Source organism: Pandoraea cepalis, assembly GCF_902459625.1.
Classification (GTDB): Bacteria; Pseudomonadota; Gammaproteobacteria; order Burkholderiales; family Burkholderiaceae; genus Pandoraea; species Pandoraea cepalis.
Window position 1 is genome coordinate 267,518 of record NZ_CABPRY010000005.1, and the last position, 19,450, is coordinate 286,967.

At 55.4% G+C, this 19,450-nt stretch carries 17 protein-coding genes and 1 pseudogene; 3 read left to right on the top strand and 15 right to left on the bottom strand.

Annotated elements, in window-relative coordinates:
- Positions 1 to 84: 84 nt before the first annotated feature.
- The 5 genes from PCE31107_RS13695 to PCE31107_RS13715 are packed head-to-tail and all read right to left on the bottom strand — an operon-like array spanning position 85 to position 4,747.
- Positions 85 to 762 carry an ABC transporter ATP-binding protein gene (locus PCE31107_RS13695; RefSeq protein ID WP_150609077.1) on the bottom strand — a complete coding sequence of 226 codons (678 nt, stop codon included), beginning with the start codon at positions 760 to 762 and terminating at the stop codon, positions 85 to 87.
- Between the two features lies 1 nt (position 763).
- Positions 764 to 1,507: an ABC transporter ATP-binding protein gene (locus PCE31107_RS13700; protein WP_150609079.1), complete on the bottom strand. Its 744-nt coding sequence runs from the start codon at positions 1,505 to 1,507 to the stop codon at positions 764 to 766.
- Positions 1,504 to 2,526: a branched-chain amino acid ABC transporter permease gene (locus tag PCE31107_RS13705; RefSeq protein WP_246181829.1), complete on the bottom strand. Its 1,023-nt coding sequence runs from the start codon at positions 2,524 to 2,526 to the stop codon at positions 1,504 to 1,506. The genes PCE31107_RS13700 and PCE31107_RS13705 overlap by 4 nt, the downstream gene beginning before the upstream one ends.
- Positions 2,526 to 3,431, bottom strand: a complete 906-nt coding sequence (locus PCE31107_RS13710) for a branched-chain amino acid ABC transporter permease (protein WP_150609080.1) — start codon at positions 3,429 to 3,431, stop codon at positions 2,526 to 2,528. Before PCE31107_RS13710 ends, PCE31107_RS13705 begins: the two co-directional genes overlap by 1 nt.
- Before the next feature lie 8 nt (positions 3,432 to 3,439).
- On the bottom strand, positions 3,440 to 4,747 hold the full coding sequence (locus PCE31107_RS13715) for an ABC transporter substrate-binding protein (protein WP_150609081.1): 1,308 nt from the start codon (positions 4,745 to 4,747) through the stop codon (positions 3,440 to 3,442).
- A gap of 452 nt (positions 4,748 to 5,199) precedes the next feature.
- Here PCE31107_RS13715 and PCE31107_RS13720 point away from each other — a divergent pair, with 452 nt between their 5' ends.
- Positions 5,200 to 6,069 (top strand): IclR family transcriptional regulator, encoded by an 870-nt coding sequence (locus tag PCE31107_RS13720; protein WP_150609082.1) that lies wholly within the window; start codon positions 5,200 to 5,202, stop codon positions 6,067 to 6,069.
- A gap of 187 nt (positions 6,070 to 6,256) precedes the next feature.
- On the opposite strand, the gene scpB is transcribed toward PCE31107_RS13720, so the two are convergent.
- The 6 genes from scpB to PCE31107_RS13755 all read right to left on the bottom strand — a co-directional run bounded on the left by scpB (position 6,257) and on the right by PCE31107_RS13755 (position 13,023).
- The gene (scpB, locus tag PCE31107_RS13725) at positions 6,257 to 7,066 is read right to left on the bottom strand and encodes a methylmalonyl-CoA decarboxylase (RefSeq protein WP_150609084.1); all 810 of its coding nucleotides are present in this window, start codon (positions 7,064 to 7,066) and stop codon (positions 6,257 to 6,259) included.
- Between the two features lie 21 nt (positions 7,067 to 7,087).
- Complete coding sequence (locus PCE31107_RS13730) at positions 7,088 to 8,308, bottom strand: CaiB/BaiF CoA transferase family protein (RefSeq protein ID WP_150609086.1); 1,221 nt, start codon at positions 8,306 to 8,308, stop codon at positions 7,088 to 7,090.
- 324 nt (positions 8,309 to 8,632) lie between these two features.
- Entirely contained in the window at positions 8,633 to 9,403 is a 771-nt protein-coding gene (locus tag PCE31107_RS13740; RefSeq protein WP_150609088.1) for a short-chain dehydrogenase/reductase, read from the bottom strand.
- 75 nt (positions 9,404 to 9,478) lie between these two features.
- Positions 9,479 to 10,879, bottom strand: a complete 1,401-nt coding sequence (locus PCE31107_RS13745; RefSeq protein ID WP_150609090.1) for an amidase — start codon at positions 10,877 to 10,879, stop codon at positions 9,479 to 9,481.
- 272 nt (positions 10,880 to 11,151) lie between these two features.
- The gene (locus PCE31107_RS13750) at positions 11,152 to 12,723 is read right to left on the bottom strand and encodes a solute symporter family protein (RefSeq protein ID WP_150609092.1); all 1,572 of its coding nucleotides are present in this window, start codon (positions 12,721 to 12,723) and stop codon (positions 11,152 to 11,154) included.
- 9 nt (positions 12,724 to 12,732) lie between these two features.
- Positions 12,733 to 13,023 carry a DUF485 domain-containing protein gene (locus PCE31107_RS13755; protein WP_150609093.1) on the bottom strand — a complete coding sequence of 97 codons (291 nt, stop codon included), beginning with the start codon at positions 13,021 to 13,023 and terminating at the stop codon, positions 12,733 to 12,735.
- Between the two features lie 116 nt (positions 13,024 to 13,139).
- Here PCE31107_RS13755 and PCE31107_RS13760 point away from each other — a divergent pair, with 116 nt between their 5' ends.
- Positions 13,140 to 13,994, top strand: coding sequence for a LysR substrate-binding domain-containing protein (locus PCE31107_RS13760; RefSeq protein ID WP_150609095.1), 855 nt, complete (start codon positions 13,140 to 13,142; stop codon positions 13,992 to 13,994).
- A gap of 62 nt (positions 13,995 to 14,056) precedes the next feature.
- On the opposite strand, the gene PCE31107_RS13765 is transcribed toward PCE31107_RS13760, so the two are convergent.
- The 4 genes from PCE31107_RS13765 to PCE31107_RS13780 form a co-directional block, all read right to left on the bottom strand.
- Entirely contained in the window at positions 14,057 to 15,847 is a 1,791-nt protein-coding gene (locus PCE31107_RS13765; RefSeq protein WP_150609097.1) for an acyl-CoA dehydrogenase, read from the bottom strand.
- Between the two features lie 400 nt (positions 15,848 to 16,247).
- Entirely contained in the window at positions 16,248 to 16,865 is a 618-nt protein-coding gene (locus PCE31107_RS13770) for an SH3-like domain-containing protein (RefSeq protein WP_150609099.1), read from the bottom strand.
- Between the two features lie 46 nt (positions 16,866 to 16,911).
- On the bottom strand, positions 16,912 to 17,523 hold the full coding sequence (locus PCE31107_RS13775; RefSeq protein ID WP_150609102.1) for a nitrile hydratase subunit alpha: 612 nt from the start codon (positions 17,521 to 17,523) through the stop codon (positions 16,912 to 16,914).
- A 314-nt stretch (positions 17,524 to 17,837) separates the two neighbouring features.
- Positions 17,838 to 18,497, bottom strand: a complete 660-nt coding sequence (locus tag PCE31107_RS13780; RefSeq protein ID WP_150609104.1) for an IS110 family RNA-guided transposase — start codon at positions 18,495 to 18,497, stop codon at positions 17,838 to 17,840.
- A gap of 267 nt (positions 18,498 to 18,764) precedes the next feature.
- Between PCE31107_RS13780 and PCE31107_RS13785 the strand changes: the two are divergent.
- Positions 18,765 to 19,372, top strand: a pseudogene (locus PCE31107_RS13785) (DDE-type integrase/transposase/recombinase); the annotation flags it as partial.
- Positions 19,373 to 19,450: the final 78 nt, after the last annotated feature.

The following is a 19,450-nucleotide window of genomic DNA, read 5'->3' on the forward strand; positions in this document are numbered from 1 at the left end:
GTAGGCATGTGGCCTTCGCAAGTCGCGTAGCGGAAGGAACCAAGGTACGAGTTCATCAGATCGGCCTTGGTTTAGTCGGCCCTGTTAAGCAATCGCGTGCTCGACCTCAGGGCTCTGTAGTTCGCCCCGTTCAAGGATGACCGTCTCGTCCGGAAGATCTTTCAATAGAGACCGATTTGACTCCGTTACCACAACGCATGAATTGGGAGCAAAGTCTCTAACGCGGCGGAGTGACTCCGCATATTGGTTGGCCAGGACTGGCGCGAGGCCTTGAAACGGTTCATCAAGAAGGACCATCTTTGTGCCAACCATCAATGCCCGACCTAGGGCTGCCATCTTTCCTTGCCCTCCGGATAGCGCGGAACCTGAGCGGCGGAGCAGGTCAGCTAGCTGTGGCACGACAACAAGCGTCTGTTCAAGTCGCGCATCAACATCGCTTCGCCCCATGCCGAGGATTTGGCACGGTAATCGCAAGTTCTCCTCGACAGTGAGCGTAGGGAACATCACGCGATCCTCCGGTGCGTATCCAATGCCTTCTCGGGCCCGGCGATAGTCGGGCTGAGAGACCAGGTTAACGTCGTTGAGCTGAATAGCGCCCTCTGTCAGCGGTAGAAGTCCCATGATGGCTCTAAGCAACGTGGTCTTCCCTGCGCCGTTTCGTCCCACAACGGCGACAAGGTTGCCAGCCTTGAATTCCGTCCTGATGCCGCGGAGCACAGCGATTCCTGCAATCTTGACCGTCACATTATCGATTTTGAGCATCTCACTCTCCCAACACAGCGGTGCGAATGACGGGATCATTCAGAACCTCGACTGGCGTTCCGTCGGCCGCAATTCTTCCTGAGATCCAAGCCGCGACTCGAGTCGCGTACTGCTCGACAATGTCGACGTCGTGCTCAACAAAAATTGCCGTTATGTCCGCGGCATCAAGTGCTGTCATGATGGTTTTCATCAAACCATGTTTCTCATCTGTAGACACACCGCTTGTTGGTTCATCGAGAATCAGCAAACGTGGATGCAAAATCAGTGCCATCGCGATGTCCAGTAGTTTGCGATGTCCTTCCGGTAGCGACTCACAAGGCTCATCGCCCCGCTCCCGCATCCCTACGAGCTCGAGAACATGCTCGACATCCCCGTCTGGCACCGCGTTCGCCAACGACCGCCAAACCCCTATCGCTCCTCGCTTGCCAGCGGCTGCGATTCGTACGCAGTCACGCACAGAGTGTTCAAGAAACAACTGAGGCAGTTGAAACGAGCGAGCCATGCCGAGTCGCGCAATCTTGCGCGGCGCCATGCCAGTAATGTCCTGCCCACAAAAACGAACGGTTCCGCCCTGAGGACGCAATAGCCCGGTGCAGATATTGATGAACGTCGTCTTCCCTGCGCCGTTTTGACCAATCACGGCTAGACGCTCCCCTGCGCTCAATTCGAAGTTGATATTGTCGGCAACCACCACAGCGCCAAAGGAAAGTTTCAGGTCGGCGGTTTGCAGTAGCGTCTCGTTCATTGCCGTACTCCATTCCTGCGCGAAGCGTCAAAGCGCATCAGTAGTCCCGAGATCCCCATTGGGGCGAAGAACACCATGAAAATGAGTACGCCCCCCAGCACCATTTGCCAGGTGTCAGTCAGATAGGCCGCAGCGAACAGTTTGACAAATTCGAAGATCGTCGCGCCAAGGAATGCGCCAACCGGATGAACAACTCCCCCGAGAATCGCCACGAACACAAGCTCTCCTGAACGCACCCAATAGCCCATCTCCGGCGTCACAAGCCCTTGAGTCACCGCGAAGATTGCGCCCGACAAACTACACAAGGCCGCGGAAAAAACATAGCCAGTGAGGAACGTTCGATACGTGGAGATGCCCACGTACTCAAGGCGCGTCTCGTTTGTTTTAATAGCAGATAACGACTTTCCTGCAGCAGATTCAACATAACGGGACACGAAATAGCTCGCAACTAATGCGCAGATCATTGTGAAGATCAGCAAAGCCGTCTCCAGACCATCCCGTTCGAGCGCCATCCCAAGGAACGTCGCTTTGGGCAACTGAAGTCCGTCCGTCCCCCCCGTGACGTCGAACAACTTGCCCAAAACAGCGAACAAGACCATGGAAAGAGCGAGATTCAACATCCCGAAGAAGATTTCTCTATATCGAGCAACGAATAGCCCGATGAGTAAGCCGCAGAACGTGCCAAATGCGGTGCCGCAGACAATCAGCACAGCGCTATCGAGCCCAGCCCACCACCGCGAAATGAAGGCGACCGCGTACCCTGCCAAGCACGAGAACATTGCGTGACCGAACGACACTTGCCCAGCACGAATCAATATCGATACCCCAAGCGCGGCGATGCCCAAACTTGCGGCGAAAATCACAGGGGTCTTCAACCAGGTCATCGACATCGGCACGATGAGCGCGGCTGCAAACAGTACAAAGGCAACGATGGTCATAGTCGGCGCACGTCGACGTCGCGATGCTTGACGCGACATGTCGACCGTTGCAAGCACCGTCGAATTTTTCGACTTCGGCATCAAACTCTCCTAGCTTTCGCGACTGAAAATAGGCCTTGCGGGCGAAGCATGAGGACCAGCGCCATGATTAGATAAGGAACCAGGACCTCAAGCTCCGGGGCGAGATAGACAGAAAACGACCTAGCAAGTCCGATGAGAATCGCCGCGACAAAAGCGCCCTCGATCTGCCCCAAACCCGCGGTTGCAACGACGGCAAACGACAGGACGATCATTTCCGAGCCGATGCCAGAAACCCAGGAGGTTGTTTGAACCGACATTGCGCCGCCGAGAGCGCCAAGCGCCGCGCCCGCTACAAATGCAAGCAGGCAAATGCGCTTGACGTTGATCCCAATCGCGGCAGCTGTTTCGCGGTGGTGCGCAACGGCTACTACCTGCTTGCCCAGTAGGCTGTGTCGCAAAAAATATCGGACAAGCAGGAACACGCCGACCGCAACCAAGGGCAAAACGAATAGTTGGTATCGGGTATACGTAATACCGAAGACTTCGACAGCCCCAAGTGCATCCACGATCGCCGACACCGCGTACGGCTGGGTTCCCCAGATCATCTTCTGAAGATCTTCAAGCACCATGAACGCAGCAAAAGTCACCAACAATTGGAGTACGGGCTCCTTTCTATAAATCGGACGCATCAAAAACGTCTCCATCGCGCCGCCGAAAAATGCTCCAACAGCGAGCGCCACTACCGGCAGAAGAAGCAATGATGCATATCCCGAGATTCCAATCGATGCGGCCCATATGCCAACCGTCGCCGCAGCGTATCCTCCGATGGCGAACATGCTGCCGTGTGCCACGTTGATGACATTCATGACGCCAAAAACCAACGTTAGCCCCAGCGCCACCAAGAACAGCAGCGCTGCAAATGACAATCCGTCAAGAATTGCCAAGACGATCATGGATTCATTCATGGCGATTACTACTCGAAGGACGGGAAGGTCTTGATACGGGAATCGTGCAGCATTTCAGGCTTCACCGTCTTCAACCACTCCATCGCAGGCTTACCGACCGGATTGTTGATCATGGCGCCGGGGTAAATTTCGATCTTGTCGATAATCGGGAACGGGTAGCCTTTGACCTTGCGGGTAACGCCGTACAGCTCATCCTCGAGACCCTGGCCATCCTCTCGAATCGTCACCGTGCTGGCCATGCTTTGGAAGGTGAACTTGTGCAACGCATCAGCCACCTGATCCGAGGTCGGCCATTTTCCGCCGTTCGCCTTCATGGCTTTTTCGTAAGCTGCCTTGGTGGCGTCAAGCGCCTGAATCATGTGAAAGACGGGATAAATCGGATACGCCCCCATCTTTTGACGATATTTCAGGATGAACGCCTTAAGCTTTGGATCGTTCTTGAACTCGGGATTGAGGAAATAGTGATCGCCGCGGGCGCCGACAATGACGCCGTCCGGCAACAAGGCGCCGACACGCTCAAGAGAGCTTTCCGCGAGCGGAAGTACAAACTGCGAGTTCTTCATCAAGCCGCGCTGTGATGCCTGGCGAACGAAGGTGTCAAGGTCACCGCCCCACGCTGCAGAGAACACGACGTCGGGGCGCAGTGCTTGGAGCCGACTGATTTCAGTCGAATAATCCGTCGCGCCGAACCTAGGGAAGAGCTCTGCCACAACTTTCACATCAGGCTTCAGTGTCTTAAGCACCGTCAGGAAGACGTCCCATGCCTCGCGCCCTTGCGCGTAGTCCTGATTGACAACAGCAACTGTCTTGAAATTCGGGTTGTGTCGCAGCAGGTACACGACGGCGCCCGTGAAGTCTTGAATCGTGTTCGATTGAGGCCGCACCGTGTAACGGTAGCGCCGTTCCTCGAGGATCTTTTGTGCACCGCAATCCCACATCAAGTCGACGACCTTCAGATCCTCGGCAACTGGGGCCAACGCGTTGCAATTCCCGCTGGAATTTGCTGCGATCATGACCTTCGCATTTTCCTCCTGCACCACTCGGCGATATTCGGTGAGGAACTTATCGGTGCCAACGCCTTCGTCAATGTATGTGGGAACAATCTTGGCACCGCTAATACCTCCTGCCGCGTTCAGCTCCTCGATGTACATGTCGGCGGCGATTTTTGAAGGAACGCCAAACACCGAAGGCGGGCCCGAGAGGAACGTGGAAATGCCGACCTTTATTTCAGTCGGCTTACCTGACTGTGCATGTGCGGTACACATGACGGTCGACAATGCGATAGCGGCGAGGCAGGCTACACGGGAGCGTGGCATCTTTCTCTTCCTTGGTGGCGCGCGTGCGAATGCGCATATGATCGAGCGATATGGCGTGCCGTTCGTAGAGTCAAGCCCCACGTCGTGAATGCACACCTTCCTGTGCCAATTGCTTTCGATATTTCTTCTCGGCACTGCAATAACGATTGCAATATTCAGCTTATGTGTCGCCCCTGCCCTTGCACAATTGCCATGTCGGCACAGCTCCTTCGCAGAATGCGCATCCTAGGGAATACGATTATTCGTCCGCCGCGATTGCGCGCCCCAGAAAGCAAATGTAGGTCCCACTTTTGGTGACGGCAGTACCATTGCTGGGTTGCGCGGGTAGTCAACAAGCTAATCGTCGTGGCCTTAAGGGTGGTCAGAGAAGCGGGGCGGGATTGGTTGGCGATAGAATGGCAACGTCAGAACGTAACTTATCCGCGTTGCATTGCCCTAATTAGATCGAGACCATGGACGCAAAAATCAGGAAGGCTGTGCGCAAACAGGCTACGGAAGATGGCGCCGCCGATGCAGGGAAGAGCCCCCGGCGAGGTATTCAGTCAATCGAAATCGGCTTCGCTATCCTTGAGGTACTTCGAATGGCAGCGGGGCCGATCCCGTTGCGCACTATCGCAGCCCGTTGCGACATGCCTGTCGCAAACGTGCACAACTATCTCGTAAGCTTTCAAAACGTTGGTGTGGTAGTGCAGGAGCCTGACACTGGTTTCTACGGACTCGGGCAGTATGCGATCAAGCTGGGGACCGCCGCACTGCAGCAGTTTGACGTCCACAAGGTCGCGCGACCGGCAATGGCTGAGCTGGGGGCGCTAACCGGCTTATCCGTATTTCTAGGCGTATGGGGTAACAAAGGGCCTACCATCGTCTACCGTGTCGAATGTGCTCAACGCCCATCGCTCTGGGAACTCCGCGTGGGCAGTGTATTGCCCCTACTCACGTCAGCGTTGGGACGTAATTTCCTTGCGCACCTTCCGCAGCATGTCACTGCAGCTATGGTGAAAGAAGAGCTTGCTCAGCAAAAGCGAAGCACTGATTTGCACGGTACCGACGCGCCCAAGACCTTGACCCAAGTCTATGCATTAGCAGCCCACACCCGTGAAAACGGCTTCAGCTTTTGCCATGGATTCCTTCCGGGCGTCACGACAATGTCGGCTCCGGTCTTCGATCAGTTCGGCAACATCATCGCCGCAGTGACCATCATGGGCCCAATGACCGAACTCGTTGACGATCCGAATTCGGAAGCCGCGCAACTTCTTAAGAAGTGCAGTATCGCTGTTTCCAACGCCGCTGGATGGGCCGAGTCTTCCCGCACAAACGCCTGATAGAAAATCGTCTGTCTGGTTAGTCACGGACGGGCTTTGCAGATGAACCGCGTTAACGGTACTCTGCCTCGAGTCTCAAGCGGTTCTCAGCCTGAGTAGTCAGGCGCGGCGGAAGAGTCCAACTAGGACATTTCGCCGCCCATCCGTCACAGTGTCCAGCGGCGCAACTGGGGGGCAACCACCAAGTCTAGCGGCCGTGAAACTGGCTCGGCCTGCGTTCTGAGAACGCCAGCAGCCCTTCTTCAAAATCAGCACTCTCGCACGCCTGCTTTCGCATCTCAGCAATTCTCTCCATCGCACTGACAGAAATCGGTGTCGCGTCCTCCAAGACCCGTAGTTGCTCCTTCACAGCACGAATTGCAAGAGGTGCCTTGGTCGCGAGATGTCGGGCTTGCCCGAGCGTGGCGTGATCTAACTGCCCAATCTCGACGACTTCGTTGACGACCCCATACTGCGCAGCTCGCTCGATGTCGAGCGGCTTGGCGCAGAAGAACATCTCCTTAAGCACGTGGATCGGAAGATTATTGAAAAATCGCAGTAATCCGCTCGTTGAGTAAGGAAGACCTATGTTAGATGGCGTTATCGCGAATTGGGCATTGCGATCAGCAAACACGAGGTCGCAGCTCATCACTAGGTCCACGGCGCCCCCCCAAACCGAGCCAGACACTGCGGCGATCACAACGTTTGGATACCCTCGGATGGTGCGCAATGCCTCCTCGATTGGCTTTCCGTAAGCCAAAGGGTCGCGATCCTCGTTGAGCTCTTTCAAATCATGCCCCGAACTCCAGACACGGTCTCCCGACGAATTCCCAATAATGACGACCGGAGCCACTTGGCGCTTTCTGAGAAGCGTCATGTGCTGAATCAACTCTCCAAGGAGTTCAGCGTCGAGGGCGTGCCGAGATGATGCATTGGAGAAATCTAGGCGGACGACTCTCTCTTCAATCTCGCTCAAGACGACCTTTTCATTCGTCTGGTGATTAACTTCGATATTCATTTCATTTCCTCAGATGTCGCCTTAGGCTTTGCGCTCGAACTGAAAAATCACCTTCGTGCTCAGCAACTGCTCGATCCGTGAGCTATCAAACCCCGCCTCGCGCAAAACCTCAAACGTATGCTCACCCAACAAAGGCGGATGACGGCTAGCCGCAATGGCCGCGTTACTTGTTACGGCCACGTCGGCATGCGCCAACGGCGTCGGAATCTGCCGCACGGCTCCCAGAATCGGGTGTGCAATAGTCTCCACCAGATCGCACTCAATCACCTGCGGGTCAGCAAATACCTCTGGCAATGAGTTAATCGGGCCTGCAGGCAATCCCGCTGCAACACACTGGGCCGTCCACTCTTGCTTTCCTTTTGTTCTGAGCACACTTTCAAGTTCGGCCTTCAAGGCATCGCGGTTGGAAACGCGCGCGTCGTTGGTCGTGAACCTTGCATCGGCCAGCAAGTCCTCTCGGCCCAGAAGATTGCACAACCGTATCCACATCTCGTTTGTGATCGGCGCCAAGTTGAGCGGTCCGTCTGCGGTCTGGAATACACCGTAAGGCGCAATCACTGCATGGGCATTTCCGGTACGCTTCGGTACATCGCCCAAACTCAAATATCGCTGGCCATGCACACTCAGCATGGCGACGAGGCTATCGAGTAGCGACGTCGTGACGTGCTTGCCTTTCCCCGTATTAGCACGCTCAAAGAGCGCTCCAGTAATAGCCGTGGACAACCACATGCCGGAGCTCAAGTCCCCAATTGCGGTTCCGGTGCGGGTTGGGTCCCCCTCGGGAAAGCCGGTGAGGCTCATCAGTCCAGAGTAACCTTGGGCGATCTGATCAAACCCTGGCCACGAACTCAACGGTCCTCGCATACCATAAGCTGTGATACTTCCCATGATGATTGACGGCTTCTGCGCCCCTAGCTCGGCGAACCCAAGCCCCATTTGCTCCATCGTTCCTGGCCTGAAGTTCTCTAGCACCACGTCGGCCTGAAGGATCAGAGCTCTAAGAACGTCCAGTCCCTCCTGCTTGCGGAAGTCAACGCAAATGCCTCTTTTGTTACGGTTACACGAAAGGTAGTAGGTACTGATCTCCCCGTCGAAGGGTCCCCACCCACGACTCATGTCTCCTCCGGGCCCAGCTTCAACCTTCACTACATCCGCCCCCATGTCAGCGAGGATCATCGAGCAGAATGGCCCTGACAATGCTCGAGTCAAATCGATAACCTTGACACCTTTCAACGAATTCATTACGACTCCAGTATCTGAATGGCGCTCACTCCGTTCGCTGCGTCATTCCAAAAAATCGCCTTGGAAGATTGTGAGGCGTGACCTCGCACTAAAAATTTCTTTAGTATTACTAAATTAGTGAATTTCAACGAACAATGTCTATGTTCAATCAAATTTTTTCGACGCTGGTACTAAGCGCACTCGCCAATTTTCTCTTTTTGGAACACTCCGAAACGTAGTCGACTGACCAGGCACCGGTTGATCGAGATTCCTGGAGCTGACGGTCCATATCAGCCTTAGACTTTAACAAGCGCCAACAAGCTATGCCCTCGTGACGTTGGAGAGCTATCCCATGTAACAGGCGCCTCCGTCCACATCAATGACGGTGCCGTTAACGTATGCAGAACGCGAGGACGACAGAAACACCACGAGGGAAGCGATTTCCTCTGCTTTCGCGGCGCGGCCGAACGGCATGTCCGACAACATCTCCTTCCAACGCTCTGGGTCTCCAAAGCGCTCGGCCGCTCGGGATCGATATAGGTTGACCAACCTATCCGTTTCAGTCGGACCGGGATTGACGCCGACGACTCGAACCCCATTTCGCGATGCGTGCGCACCTGTCGCCTTCGTAAATGCGATGAGGGCGGCGTTTGCGGTGGAGCCCGAGATATAGTCGTAGCGAGGTGCGGCTCCAGCAATCCCAATCACGTTGATGATTACCCCCGATCCGCGTGCCAGCATCGAGGGCAAGGCCGCTCGAGTCACGTTGAGGTAGCCGAAAAGTTTGAGCTCCCATGCGGACCGCCAGACTTCATCCGAAACTTTGTCCAGACCACCACCTGGGATGGCTCCGGCATTGTTGACGACCACATCGACCTCGCCGAGCTTCTCCAGTAATTTTTGCGGAAGCGTTCGCGATGAGAGATCGACGCTCAATCCGTTGATCATGGCACCGGGCTGTTGCAACCTGCTTACAGCCGATTTCACTCTGGCCTCATCTGACGCGACTAGCGTGACGTCGCACCCCTCTTCGAGAAACAGTCGACAGCAGTCGAAACCAATCCCCCGCGATCCGCCTGTGACGAGGACTTTCTTGCCCTGTAGATTCAGATCCATTTGATGTCTCCTTATTCCGCTGACTGTCGGTTCAATCAGTCCCGAACGCGCCGCATTTCGACGAGCTGTGGCAGCTTAGTCGGGGAGAAAATCTGGCCGGTACAATCGCCAGTCGGTTTGCATTTCGTACCGATGTGCGAAGTTCAAGACCGTTGCCTCATCGAAGTGGCGCCCCGCAATCTGGATAGAAAGAGGGAGCCCCGAAGACGTGAAGCCCATACGGGCTGCCAGCGCCGGATGCCCTGTTGAGCAGAATGCCGTGAGGTAACCAACACCGGAGAGCAGGTCTTCAGCAATTGGCGGCTGGAGTCGGCCGGCAGGTTCACAGGTCGGCAACATAACCACGTCGACGCGCTCCAAAACGGAGGTCACAGCCTTGTTCAACTCTCTGCGTAGGCGGTGTGCGCGAACATAAGCCTCACTGGAAACAAGCGCTCCACCCATGACTCGAACGCGGAAGACTTCGCCCAATTTTTCGGGCATTTGGCGAATAAGTTCGGAGTGCGCTGCGAACAATTCCACCGCAGCAATCAGCTTCTTCGAGTCCTCGAACAGATGAAGTCGCGGGAGCTCGATTGGGACGACCTTCGCGCCAAGCGCCTGGAATACCTTCATGGCGTCGTCGAACGCCGCGCGTAACTCCATAGACGCCGGAACCTCGTCGTCGAACCAGTGATATGGGACCCCAATCATTGCACCTGAGATATCTCGATTCAATCCGGAGATGTAATCACCGACCGGCGCGATTGAAGAATGCGGATCAGCCGGGTCGTGCCCCGCTATCGATTGCAGGACTTCCGCAACGTCTGCCGCACTCCACGCGATTGGGCCGATATGGTCATGAGAGAAGGAATTGCTCATAACCCCTCGGCGGCTGACTCGGCCAAAGGTTGGCTTTAACCCAGTCACCCCACAGTGGGCGGAAGGGCCACGAATGGAACCTCCGGTATCCGATCCAATACTTGCGAGACAGAAGCCTGCGGCGACTCCGGCAGCCGAGCCAGACGAGGAACCTGACGGGTCATGCGATAACCGCCATGGGTTCCTACACGGAGCGCCGAGAATGTCCCAGGACGGTCCGCCATGCGCGAATTCCCATGTCACGGCCTTACCTAACATCACCGCGTCCGAATTTTTGAGCCGCGTCGCCACGGCCGCATCCGCCTCGGGAACCCGCGACTCTAACGATCGCGATTGCCCCGTAGTCCGAACACCCGCTGTATCGATAATGTCCTTAAGCGTGTAGGGGATACCCGCGAGTGCGCCGCACGGCTCACCCGCTGCCATCGCCTGGTCGATGCGCTCTGCCGAAGCCATTGCCGCGTCCGGCGTTTGCGTCGTGAATGAGTTGACACCCTCTTCATGCTGGTCAATTCGAGACTGGCATTGGTGCAGCAGTCCCACCGCCGACAGCGAGCCATCGCGGATGCTCTGCTTTGCTTCAACGAGTGTCGGAATATCTGAACGTCTCAACATTGCTACCACCAAGATCAACGGGTCGAATCAAAAGTAAATGCGGGTGTTTCTGATATCTCAAGATTGACTAATCGATGAGAGATATCCTGCATCCGTCGATAACCCCGAAGGATTTCAGTGTCGTACGGTTGTTGCGTCGGCAAACCGAGGTTCACGGCGCGAGCAATGACTGACTCGTCTGACTCGTCAGGAAACGCATATTTTCTTTCCACGATTTCTCTTCCATCTACTTGGGTAAGTACCGTTATCGGAGCAGCGTTGCCTCTCGAATTTCAGTGATTGGTTACCGCTAGCTGCGAAAGCTGATCTCCGCTGGCTTCCTCGTAGCGTCGAAGGACATCGAATTTTGCTTCCGATGACGGCTCTCGGGAAAAGACTGACACCAAAACACTGCAAAGGAATGCAAGCGGAACAGAGACAAGTGCGGGAGTGCTCAACGGGAAGAACCACCATTGCTCACGCAATATCGCAAGTTCATTATGAAGCAACGAGATTTGAACGGTCGGCGACACAATAATCAACAAAACCGACGAGATCGCTCCCACCGCCATTCCCCAAACTGCGCCACGAGTCGTCAGCTTGCGCCAGAGGAGACTAAGCACAAGAATTGGGAAATTGGTCGCACCCGCGATCGCTTGGGATAAGCCAATAAGAAAAGCCACGTTCGTGTTTTCGAACGCCATAGCCAACATCGCAGCGATTCCGGTGATTACGACGGAACTCACGCGGGCAACCCGAATCGATGGCTCCGCCCCTTCTTCCTTCGAGAAAAGATTCCCCCAAACATCGTGGGCCAGCGTGGTAGCCGAGGTAAGCGTAATCCCGGAAACAACAGCAAGAATCGTCGCGAAAGATATGCCGCAAATAAAGCCGAACAGTGTTCCGCCACCAAGCTTCTCGGCAAGCAGCGGAATCGCCATATTGCCACCACCGCCGGCATGAAGAATGGTGTCTCGTCCGAGCAAAGCCAGTGCGCCGAATCCCAACACAAAAACCATCAGGTGGAAGCCGCCGACAATCGCCGTCGCGTACATGGCAGATTTCCGCGCCGATCCAACGTCAGGCACTGTAAGAAAGCGTGTGAGGATCTGCGGGAGTCCCATGGCGCCGCAAACCAGGCCAATCGACAGTGAAATCGAATCCCAGCGCGAAATGCCCGAGAGCGACGGCGGTGCGAGGTAGCTAGCACCGCGCGCGTCCGCCACCAGTCGAAATACGTTCGCAGGATTGAAGCTGAAATGACGAAGCAACAGGAACGTCAGCATCGCAACCCCGAAGCATTGAAGGGCTGCTTTGATGATCTGCACCCAAGTCGTTGCGAGCATGCCACCGAACAGCACATATGCGAGCGTAATGACAGCAACGGCCATAACCGCTAACCAGTAAGGGATTCCGAACAACAACCTGATCAGGACCCCGCCTGCAACCAATTGCCCAATCAGGTAGAACAACGTGATGGGAATGTTCGAGGTCGCCGTCGCGATTCTCATCGGACGTTGTCGCAAACGATATGCGAGCACATCTGCAAGCGTAAAACTACCGAGTCGACGAATTGGCCCGGCGAATAAGAATAGGATTATGGGCCAGCTAATGGCTGCGGAGATCGAATAGATGTATCCACCGAATCCACCGATGGCCAACAGTCCAGTCATGCCAAGAAGTGCGCTGGCACTAAGATACTCGCCGGACATGGCGAATCCATTTTGCCAAGCCGAGATTCCTCCCGATGCGAGCAAGAATGCCTTTGAAGAGCGGCTTCGCTTAGTGGCCCAAACTGTGATCAGCACAGTTGCAATCAAAAATAGGACAAAGAAAATGGCGGAGACTACCCGATTACTATCCATCACATGCTCCTACGCATGGCCACGATTGGCCTGAAAGCTCACAACAGCGGCGAGCACAATGCCCAAAACGATAATGGCCGGCCCGACGATGAGAGATGCGGGCAAACCGTTCAGCGCCTGTTGCGTGAGGACGTCCGGGAAGAACGCCAAAAACAGTGCAAACACTCCATAAACGCAGAGCATGATTGCGGCGAATTTTCGATCCCGCCTGATGGCGATCTGAGAGGGGCTTTTCACAATAAAAACTCCGCTGGTCAAGACATGGTCTGTCGATACCTTGGATAGATACAGAGCAGTCATAATGCTCGCATCGATCTCAAACAATGATCAGCGATCATGGTGAAAGGCCAAAATAACGCCGTCAATGCATGAGATAATGAAGAAATTCCGTCACACTGATCGCTTTTTATAATCACATGCAGCCACTTGACCTACAATTGCTTCGTACGTTCATCACAATCGTTGACTGTCACGGGTTCCGGCGCGCAGCGGATCAATTGCATGTGACGCAGTCCACCATCAGTCAGCAGCTCAAGCGACTGGAAGAGATCACGGGAACCCCCCTTCTGCTGCGCGACCGGAAAACACTCAGCTTGACGCCTGAAGGCGAGGCACTCATGTACGACGCCCGACGGCTTCTCGATTTCGAGCGAATTGTCAGGCAACGGCTTAGCGGACAGAGCCGGACGGGGGTATTTCGAATCGGTGTGCTAACAGAACTCACGACAACCCGCCTCCCGCCAATCATCAAGCGGTTTTCTGCCCAGTTTCCCCGCGTGCAATTGTCGATTTCGGTTGGTATTTCCGCTCAGTTGTCGGCGATGCTTGCAGACGGACAACTCGACGCGGCCATCATCAAGCGAATCGCGACGGAAAGCGGCGGCCAACGCGCGTTGTGGAGCGAGCCAACGGTTTGGGTCGCATCTAGCGATTTCCATAGTCCCGAGGCAGAGCCGCTGCCGCTGGTTCTGCTGGGCGAAGGCTCGAATACCCGTCGCATCGCGCTCGCTGCTCTGGACGAAGCCAAAATTCCTTGGCGTGTTGTCGCAACAAGCGAGCATCTTGAAGGAGCTCTGACTGCAGTACGGGCAGGAATCGCCATTACTGCGGCCTCCTTCAACGCCGTACAAGGGGACGTGCGCGTCGTCGGCGCGCGAGAGGGGTATCCCGAGCTTCCTCGCTGTGAGTTTCATTTCATCAAGCAAAGAGATTCGGAACTCGTAGGTGCTTTCGAGAACCTTTTGACCACGATGTTCGGCGCAGACGCCTGAATTGGCGAGAAAGGCGCGCCCGAGGGCCGGGACGCGCCTTCATGGTTACGAAGAATGTCGCTTTAGAACTGGTCCTCGCTCAGCGCGAGTACGCCTTCGGCGCCGTTCGCGCTCACGATCGCAATTTCAAGCGCTGGCGCCTGTGAAAGCAGATGCTCGGCAAAGAACTGTCCCGTCGCAATCTTTGCACCATAGAACGATGGGTCTTCTTTCTGCTTCTGAGCCGCGGCGATCATCGCTCGCGCCATTTGCCAGCCACCCAAAACGTAGCCCGCAAGCTTCAAGTAAAGCACACTGCCGGCGAAAACCGCATTTGGATCGGTTTGCGATCTATCCAAGACATACTCGATGACCGCAGCCAACGATTTACGCCCTTGTGCGAGATGCCTCCGCATTGATGAGAAGGCACCGCCCTCCCGAGAGCGCAGCGCGTCTAAGGTTGCATCAATCCCGACAAGCAATTGCCTCGCAACTGCACCTCGATCGCGCACGGTCTTTCGCCCCACCAGATCGTTCGCCTGTATCGCCGTAGTGCCCTCGTATATCGTCAGGATTCGGGCGTCTCGGAAGAACTGCGCGGCCCCCGTCTCCTCGATGTACCCCATGCCGCCGTGTACCTGAATGCCCAGATTGGTCACCTCGATCGCAAGCTCAGTGCTCCATCCCTTCACAATCGGAACCAGGTATTCGTAGACCGTCTGATGTGCGATGCGTACGTTGCCGTCACGATGGCGATGCGCGAGATCGCAATGTGCCGCAGCGACATAAGCGAGAGCTCGCGAGGCCTCCGTCATTGCCCGCATTGTTGCAAGCATACGGCGTACATCAGGATGATGAATAATGCTGACCGGGTGTTTAGATGAGCTATCTACAGGACGGCTTTGCACACGTTCCTTCGCGTACTCGACCGCCTTCTGATAAGCCCTATCTGACACGCCGACACCCTGCATGCCCACGGCAAATCTGGCTGCGTTCATCATAATGAACATATATTCGAGGCCGTGGTTTTCCTTTCCTACTAGGTGCCCAATTGCGCCGCCATGATCTCCAAACTGCAGTACTGCAGTCGGGCTCGCCTTAATACCGAGCTTATGTTCGATGGATATGCAGTGCACGTCGTTGCGCTCGCCAGTTGCACCGTCTTTGTCCACAAGGAACTTGGGAACCAAGAAAAGCGAAATGCCCTTGACCCCGTCCGGCGAACCTGGCGTGCGCGCCAAGACAAGATGGACGATATTCTCGGCCATGTCGTGCTCGCCCCAGGTGATGAAGATCTTTGTGCCGAAAAGCTTATATGTGCCGTCTTGCTGCGGCTCGGCGCGCGTGCAAATCTGCGAGAGATCCGAACCTGCTTGGGGTTCAGTGAGATTCATCGTGCCGGTCCACACACCGGAAATTAGCTTCGGCACATACACTTGCTTTTGAGCTTCAGTTCCCGCGGTGAGGAGCGCCTCGATCGCTCCATCGGTAAGCAAAGGACAGAGGGCGAACGGCAGGTTGGCCGCATTCAGCATCTCAACACAGGGCGTCGCGATAAGCTTCGGCAATCCCTGTCCGCTATACTCCGGCGGGTGCTGAACACCCTGCCAGCCACCTTGCCCGAATAGCCGGAATGCATCGCCGAAGCCCGGCGTAGCAGTTACGACACCATCTTTCCAGACGCTGGGATTTTGATCACCCACAACGTTCAGCGGTGCAAGAACTTCACCGCAAAATTTGGCGGACTCATCCAACACAGCCTGTGCCGTTTCTGTGCCCGCGTCTTCGAAGCCCGGTAGTACCGAAATATCTTCGAGACCGGCCAGTTCCTTCATCACGAACAGCATTTCGTTGATAGGTGCTGCGTATTTCATCTTCTTTACGTCTCCATCCGGAAGATTTGATGAATCAGGCGTTTTCACCCAGCGATTGTCACTAGCCGACGATCCATCGTTTTTGTACATACGGCTCAGACATCATCTCTTTGATTAAAGACGAAGCCGCGTCCTAAGTCCGCAGGCAAGCCCCCCCCCCCCCGTGCGCCCAGGCGACTCACGTCTAAACAGCCGACACCTGTCGACAGGCGCCGCCCATGGTTAGAGAGGTTGCATGAATACATGAAGGACGGGCGCACGAAGCCGGTCGATTGGGCAGCCCGTCATCGCAAAAACGGCCTGTGCTGATCCTTACTTTGATGTGCTTATATTGAGGAAAGCGGCTGGAGGATTCGGGTGTGTCTAGAGGAGATGAAACACATCCCCCCATCGCACCATTTCAGGACTCGACTTGCTCGAGATAATCTTGGCAGAGACTCATCACCAGAGTCGCGCCAGGTTCAGCATCAGCCCAGAGTTCAGTCGCCAAAAATTCGACGTGAAAGGTCGGAACATAGCCTGACGGAATGCCATTACCCACGGCATCGGGATAGTGAATATCGATATCTCGCTCAATCACGACACCGCATTTTCCGCGCGCGTAAGCAGGCATGCGCACGTGGCCTGAAACAAAGATATTCCGCGTCTTTACCCTGTCGCCAACCTTCAAAAGGAACTCTGGTGGCGGAGGAGGCTCTCGCCCCGGCCCAACTGGCAGACTAAGAGGCCAGCGGCCACCTGCGCGCTCTTCGAGCTCTCGATGATCAAGGACGCCTGTCTCTACATAGAGCGAAGCAAGCCCCGTCAGTGAGCGCTCAAAATAGCTCTCCGCCAAGTACTGAAGGGGCACGATGCGCTCAATTGCATGCCGGTACTGATCGACGTTGAACTTCTTCAGCTTTGCGGCGCCGATATATAGAAGAACCTTGGGAATGATCTCCCAGGTCGCATGTTCGTGCGGATCTTTGGAGACGGGACCAAAGCCCTGCATTCCGCCGAGATCATGAATGCCGTCCATCACCTGCTCCTGATTGCGCGTTGAATTGTATGACCGTTCGTCTTGGTTAGAGCGGGGGAGCAATCGGGTTCGCGACCCCAATCATGCAGTCCTGCGTCACGATTTCTGATAATTGCTTTTCGCCCCAATCATCCGTTCCCTCCGGTCGGACCGGTATCACGAAATAGCGGGAGTCTGCCGTGGTATCCCACATGCGGATCTGCACAGACGATGGGAGTTCTAGTCCTAGCTCTCGAAGAACCTGCCTCGACTCGCGCACTGCTCGCGCACGATATTCAGGGACCTTGTACCAATCAGGTGGAAAACCGAGTACCGCCCATGCAGTACAGGAACACTGAGTGCACACGACAACGTTTTGCAGCGTCGGAGTATTGAAGAGCGCTTTAATCCGCGTCTGCTGTGGTGGACCAACGTATCCCAGCTCTGCCAGCGTTGCCGTTGCATCACTATCCAGGCGCGCGCGAAAGTCATGATCCAGCCAAGCCCTCGCGACAACTTTTGCCCCGTTGTCGGCAGACCACCTCTGCGCTGCGTGGGCCGCGTATTGAGCTATGTCCTGGTCCGAAATCAGCCCCTTGTCTTTCAGCGCGCCCACAATTGCCTCTGCCCGCTTCTCCGGTGCTGCTAGTGGACGAGAGTACGACGTCTCTATGCTCATATTTATCCTCGGTACCGTTTGCATTTGAGGCAACTTATAGAGCGTGTTTGCCTCACTAACAATCGATTGACTTCACCCACCTCACATCCATCAAAATTTATGATGTGATAATAAATATCGATCAGACTCGATCATGAGAAGAAAAAAATGATGGGTCAATCCTCGAATATTGAATTTTTCCCATCACGATGATTTACTTATCGAATCACCCCTCCCACCAGTTACTATCTTCCTGCCTCGATAATCGAGGTTTTGGCCAGCCAGGTTCGGCATGATTCTCGCCCCCAGTCGCTCTTATGATCCGGGGGGTGTTGTCACCGGACCTGGTGGGTGGCTAGTGATCGCTGATAGGGGTTGCCTCGTTTGGTAATGCCGAGCAAGTGTTGCTTGCCTCCGGTAGAAAACTCTTCGGGAACGAGCCCGAGCCATGCAGCAAAATGACGGCCAGATTTGAACTGCACGTCAGAGCCAGCAAACGCTGTAATGGCTGTCGCGCTCAGGTGGGCAATGCCTGGTACAGACGTCGGTCGCGTGGCGACATCGTCGGCTGCAGCGATCGCCTCGATCTGTCGACGCAATCGCAGCAAGCGAGCCTCAATAGATCGATATCCTTGCCACTGCTCCTGCAAGAGTTCGCGCATCGAAGTCGTCAAAACATTGGCATCGTCAGACAGAATGTTCGGCATGTCGCGCACGAAATGCGCTGGGCCTGCGCCGATAGTCAGGCCGTATTCCAGCAGGAAGGCACGAGACTGATTGATGACGGCAGTCTTCGCGCAAACCAAACGCTGCCGAACTCGGTGAAGTGCTTGCAGATCGAGTTGCGCTTCGGTCTTGGGTTGCGTAAAACGCATCGTAGGGCGGGAAATTGCCTCGGCTATCGCTTCCGCATCGACGATATCCGTCTTGTTGGACTTGACGAACGGTTTGACGAACTGCGCAGGCACAATTCGAACCGGATGCCCTTCAACCAACTACTGCCAGTGCAAGCCTCGATGCCGATGATCGTCGGCGATGCACGGGCGAGGAATTCGAGTAGCCGCTCACGGTTGAATCGCCCCTTGAAGACCGGCTTGCCCTTATCGTCGAGACCGACGACTGTGGAAAATGGACTTCCCAATATCGATGCCAATTCGGGCGACTGTAGCCTGAGTAAGTTGACTCATGACACACCTCAGTAGGTGAGGGTCGGTGTCGGCTTCGATTATGTGACTGTGCAAGAGGAGCGGGCCATCCTATTAGTGGTGAAGCCATCTCGCCGACGCGAGATGGCAAAGTGTGCTTTTCAGGAGCGAGGACTAACGATACGTGCGACCTGTGCCGGGTTTGGCATAAGAGAATCATGCTATCGATACGAGGCGAAGCTGAACACGGAGAGCGAAGAGATTGCCGACTGTCTGTTGCGCGACACGGGCTGCAATCGCAACTGGGTTTTCTGCTGTGCTACCTCTATCTGCGTAACGTTAAGTGGTTCGGCTGGAACCACAAGCGCATTTACCGTATATACCGCGAGTTGGAGTTGAACCTACGTATCAAGCCGAGGAAGCGCTTGGTGCGCGAAACGCCGCAGCCGCTGTCGGTACCGCCCACCATCGACGAAGTGTGGTCGATGGACTTCATGCATGACCTGCTCGTTGACGGGCGCAGCATCCAGACGCTGAATGTGATTGATGACTTCAACCGCGAGGCGCTGGGCATCGAGGAGGATTTCTCGTTGCCGCGCGAGCGGGTGATTCGCACGCTGGAGCAGCACATGGAATGGCGCGGCAAGCCGAAGGTGATTCGTTGTGACTACGGCCCGGAATATCTGAGTGCGGCCATTGTGACGTGGACGCAGAAGCTAGGCATAAAGAGGTGGCTGCGCGAATTCGGACAGTCGGATAAGTGGAGCGACCGGGGCCTGAGCCGGCGATAATGCTGGCAAAGG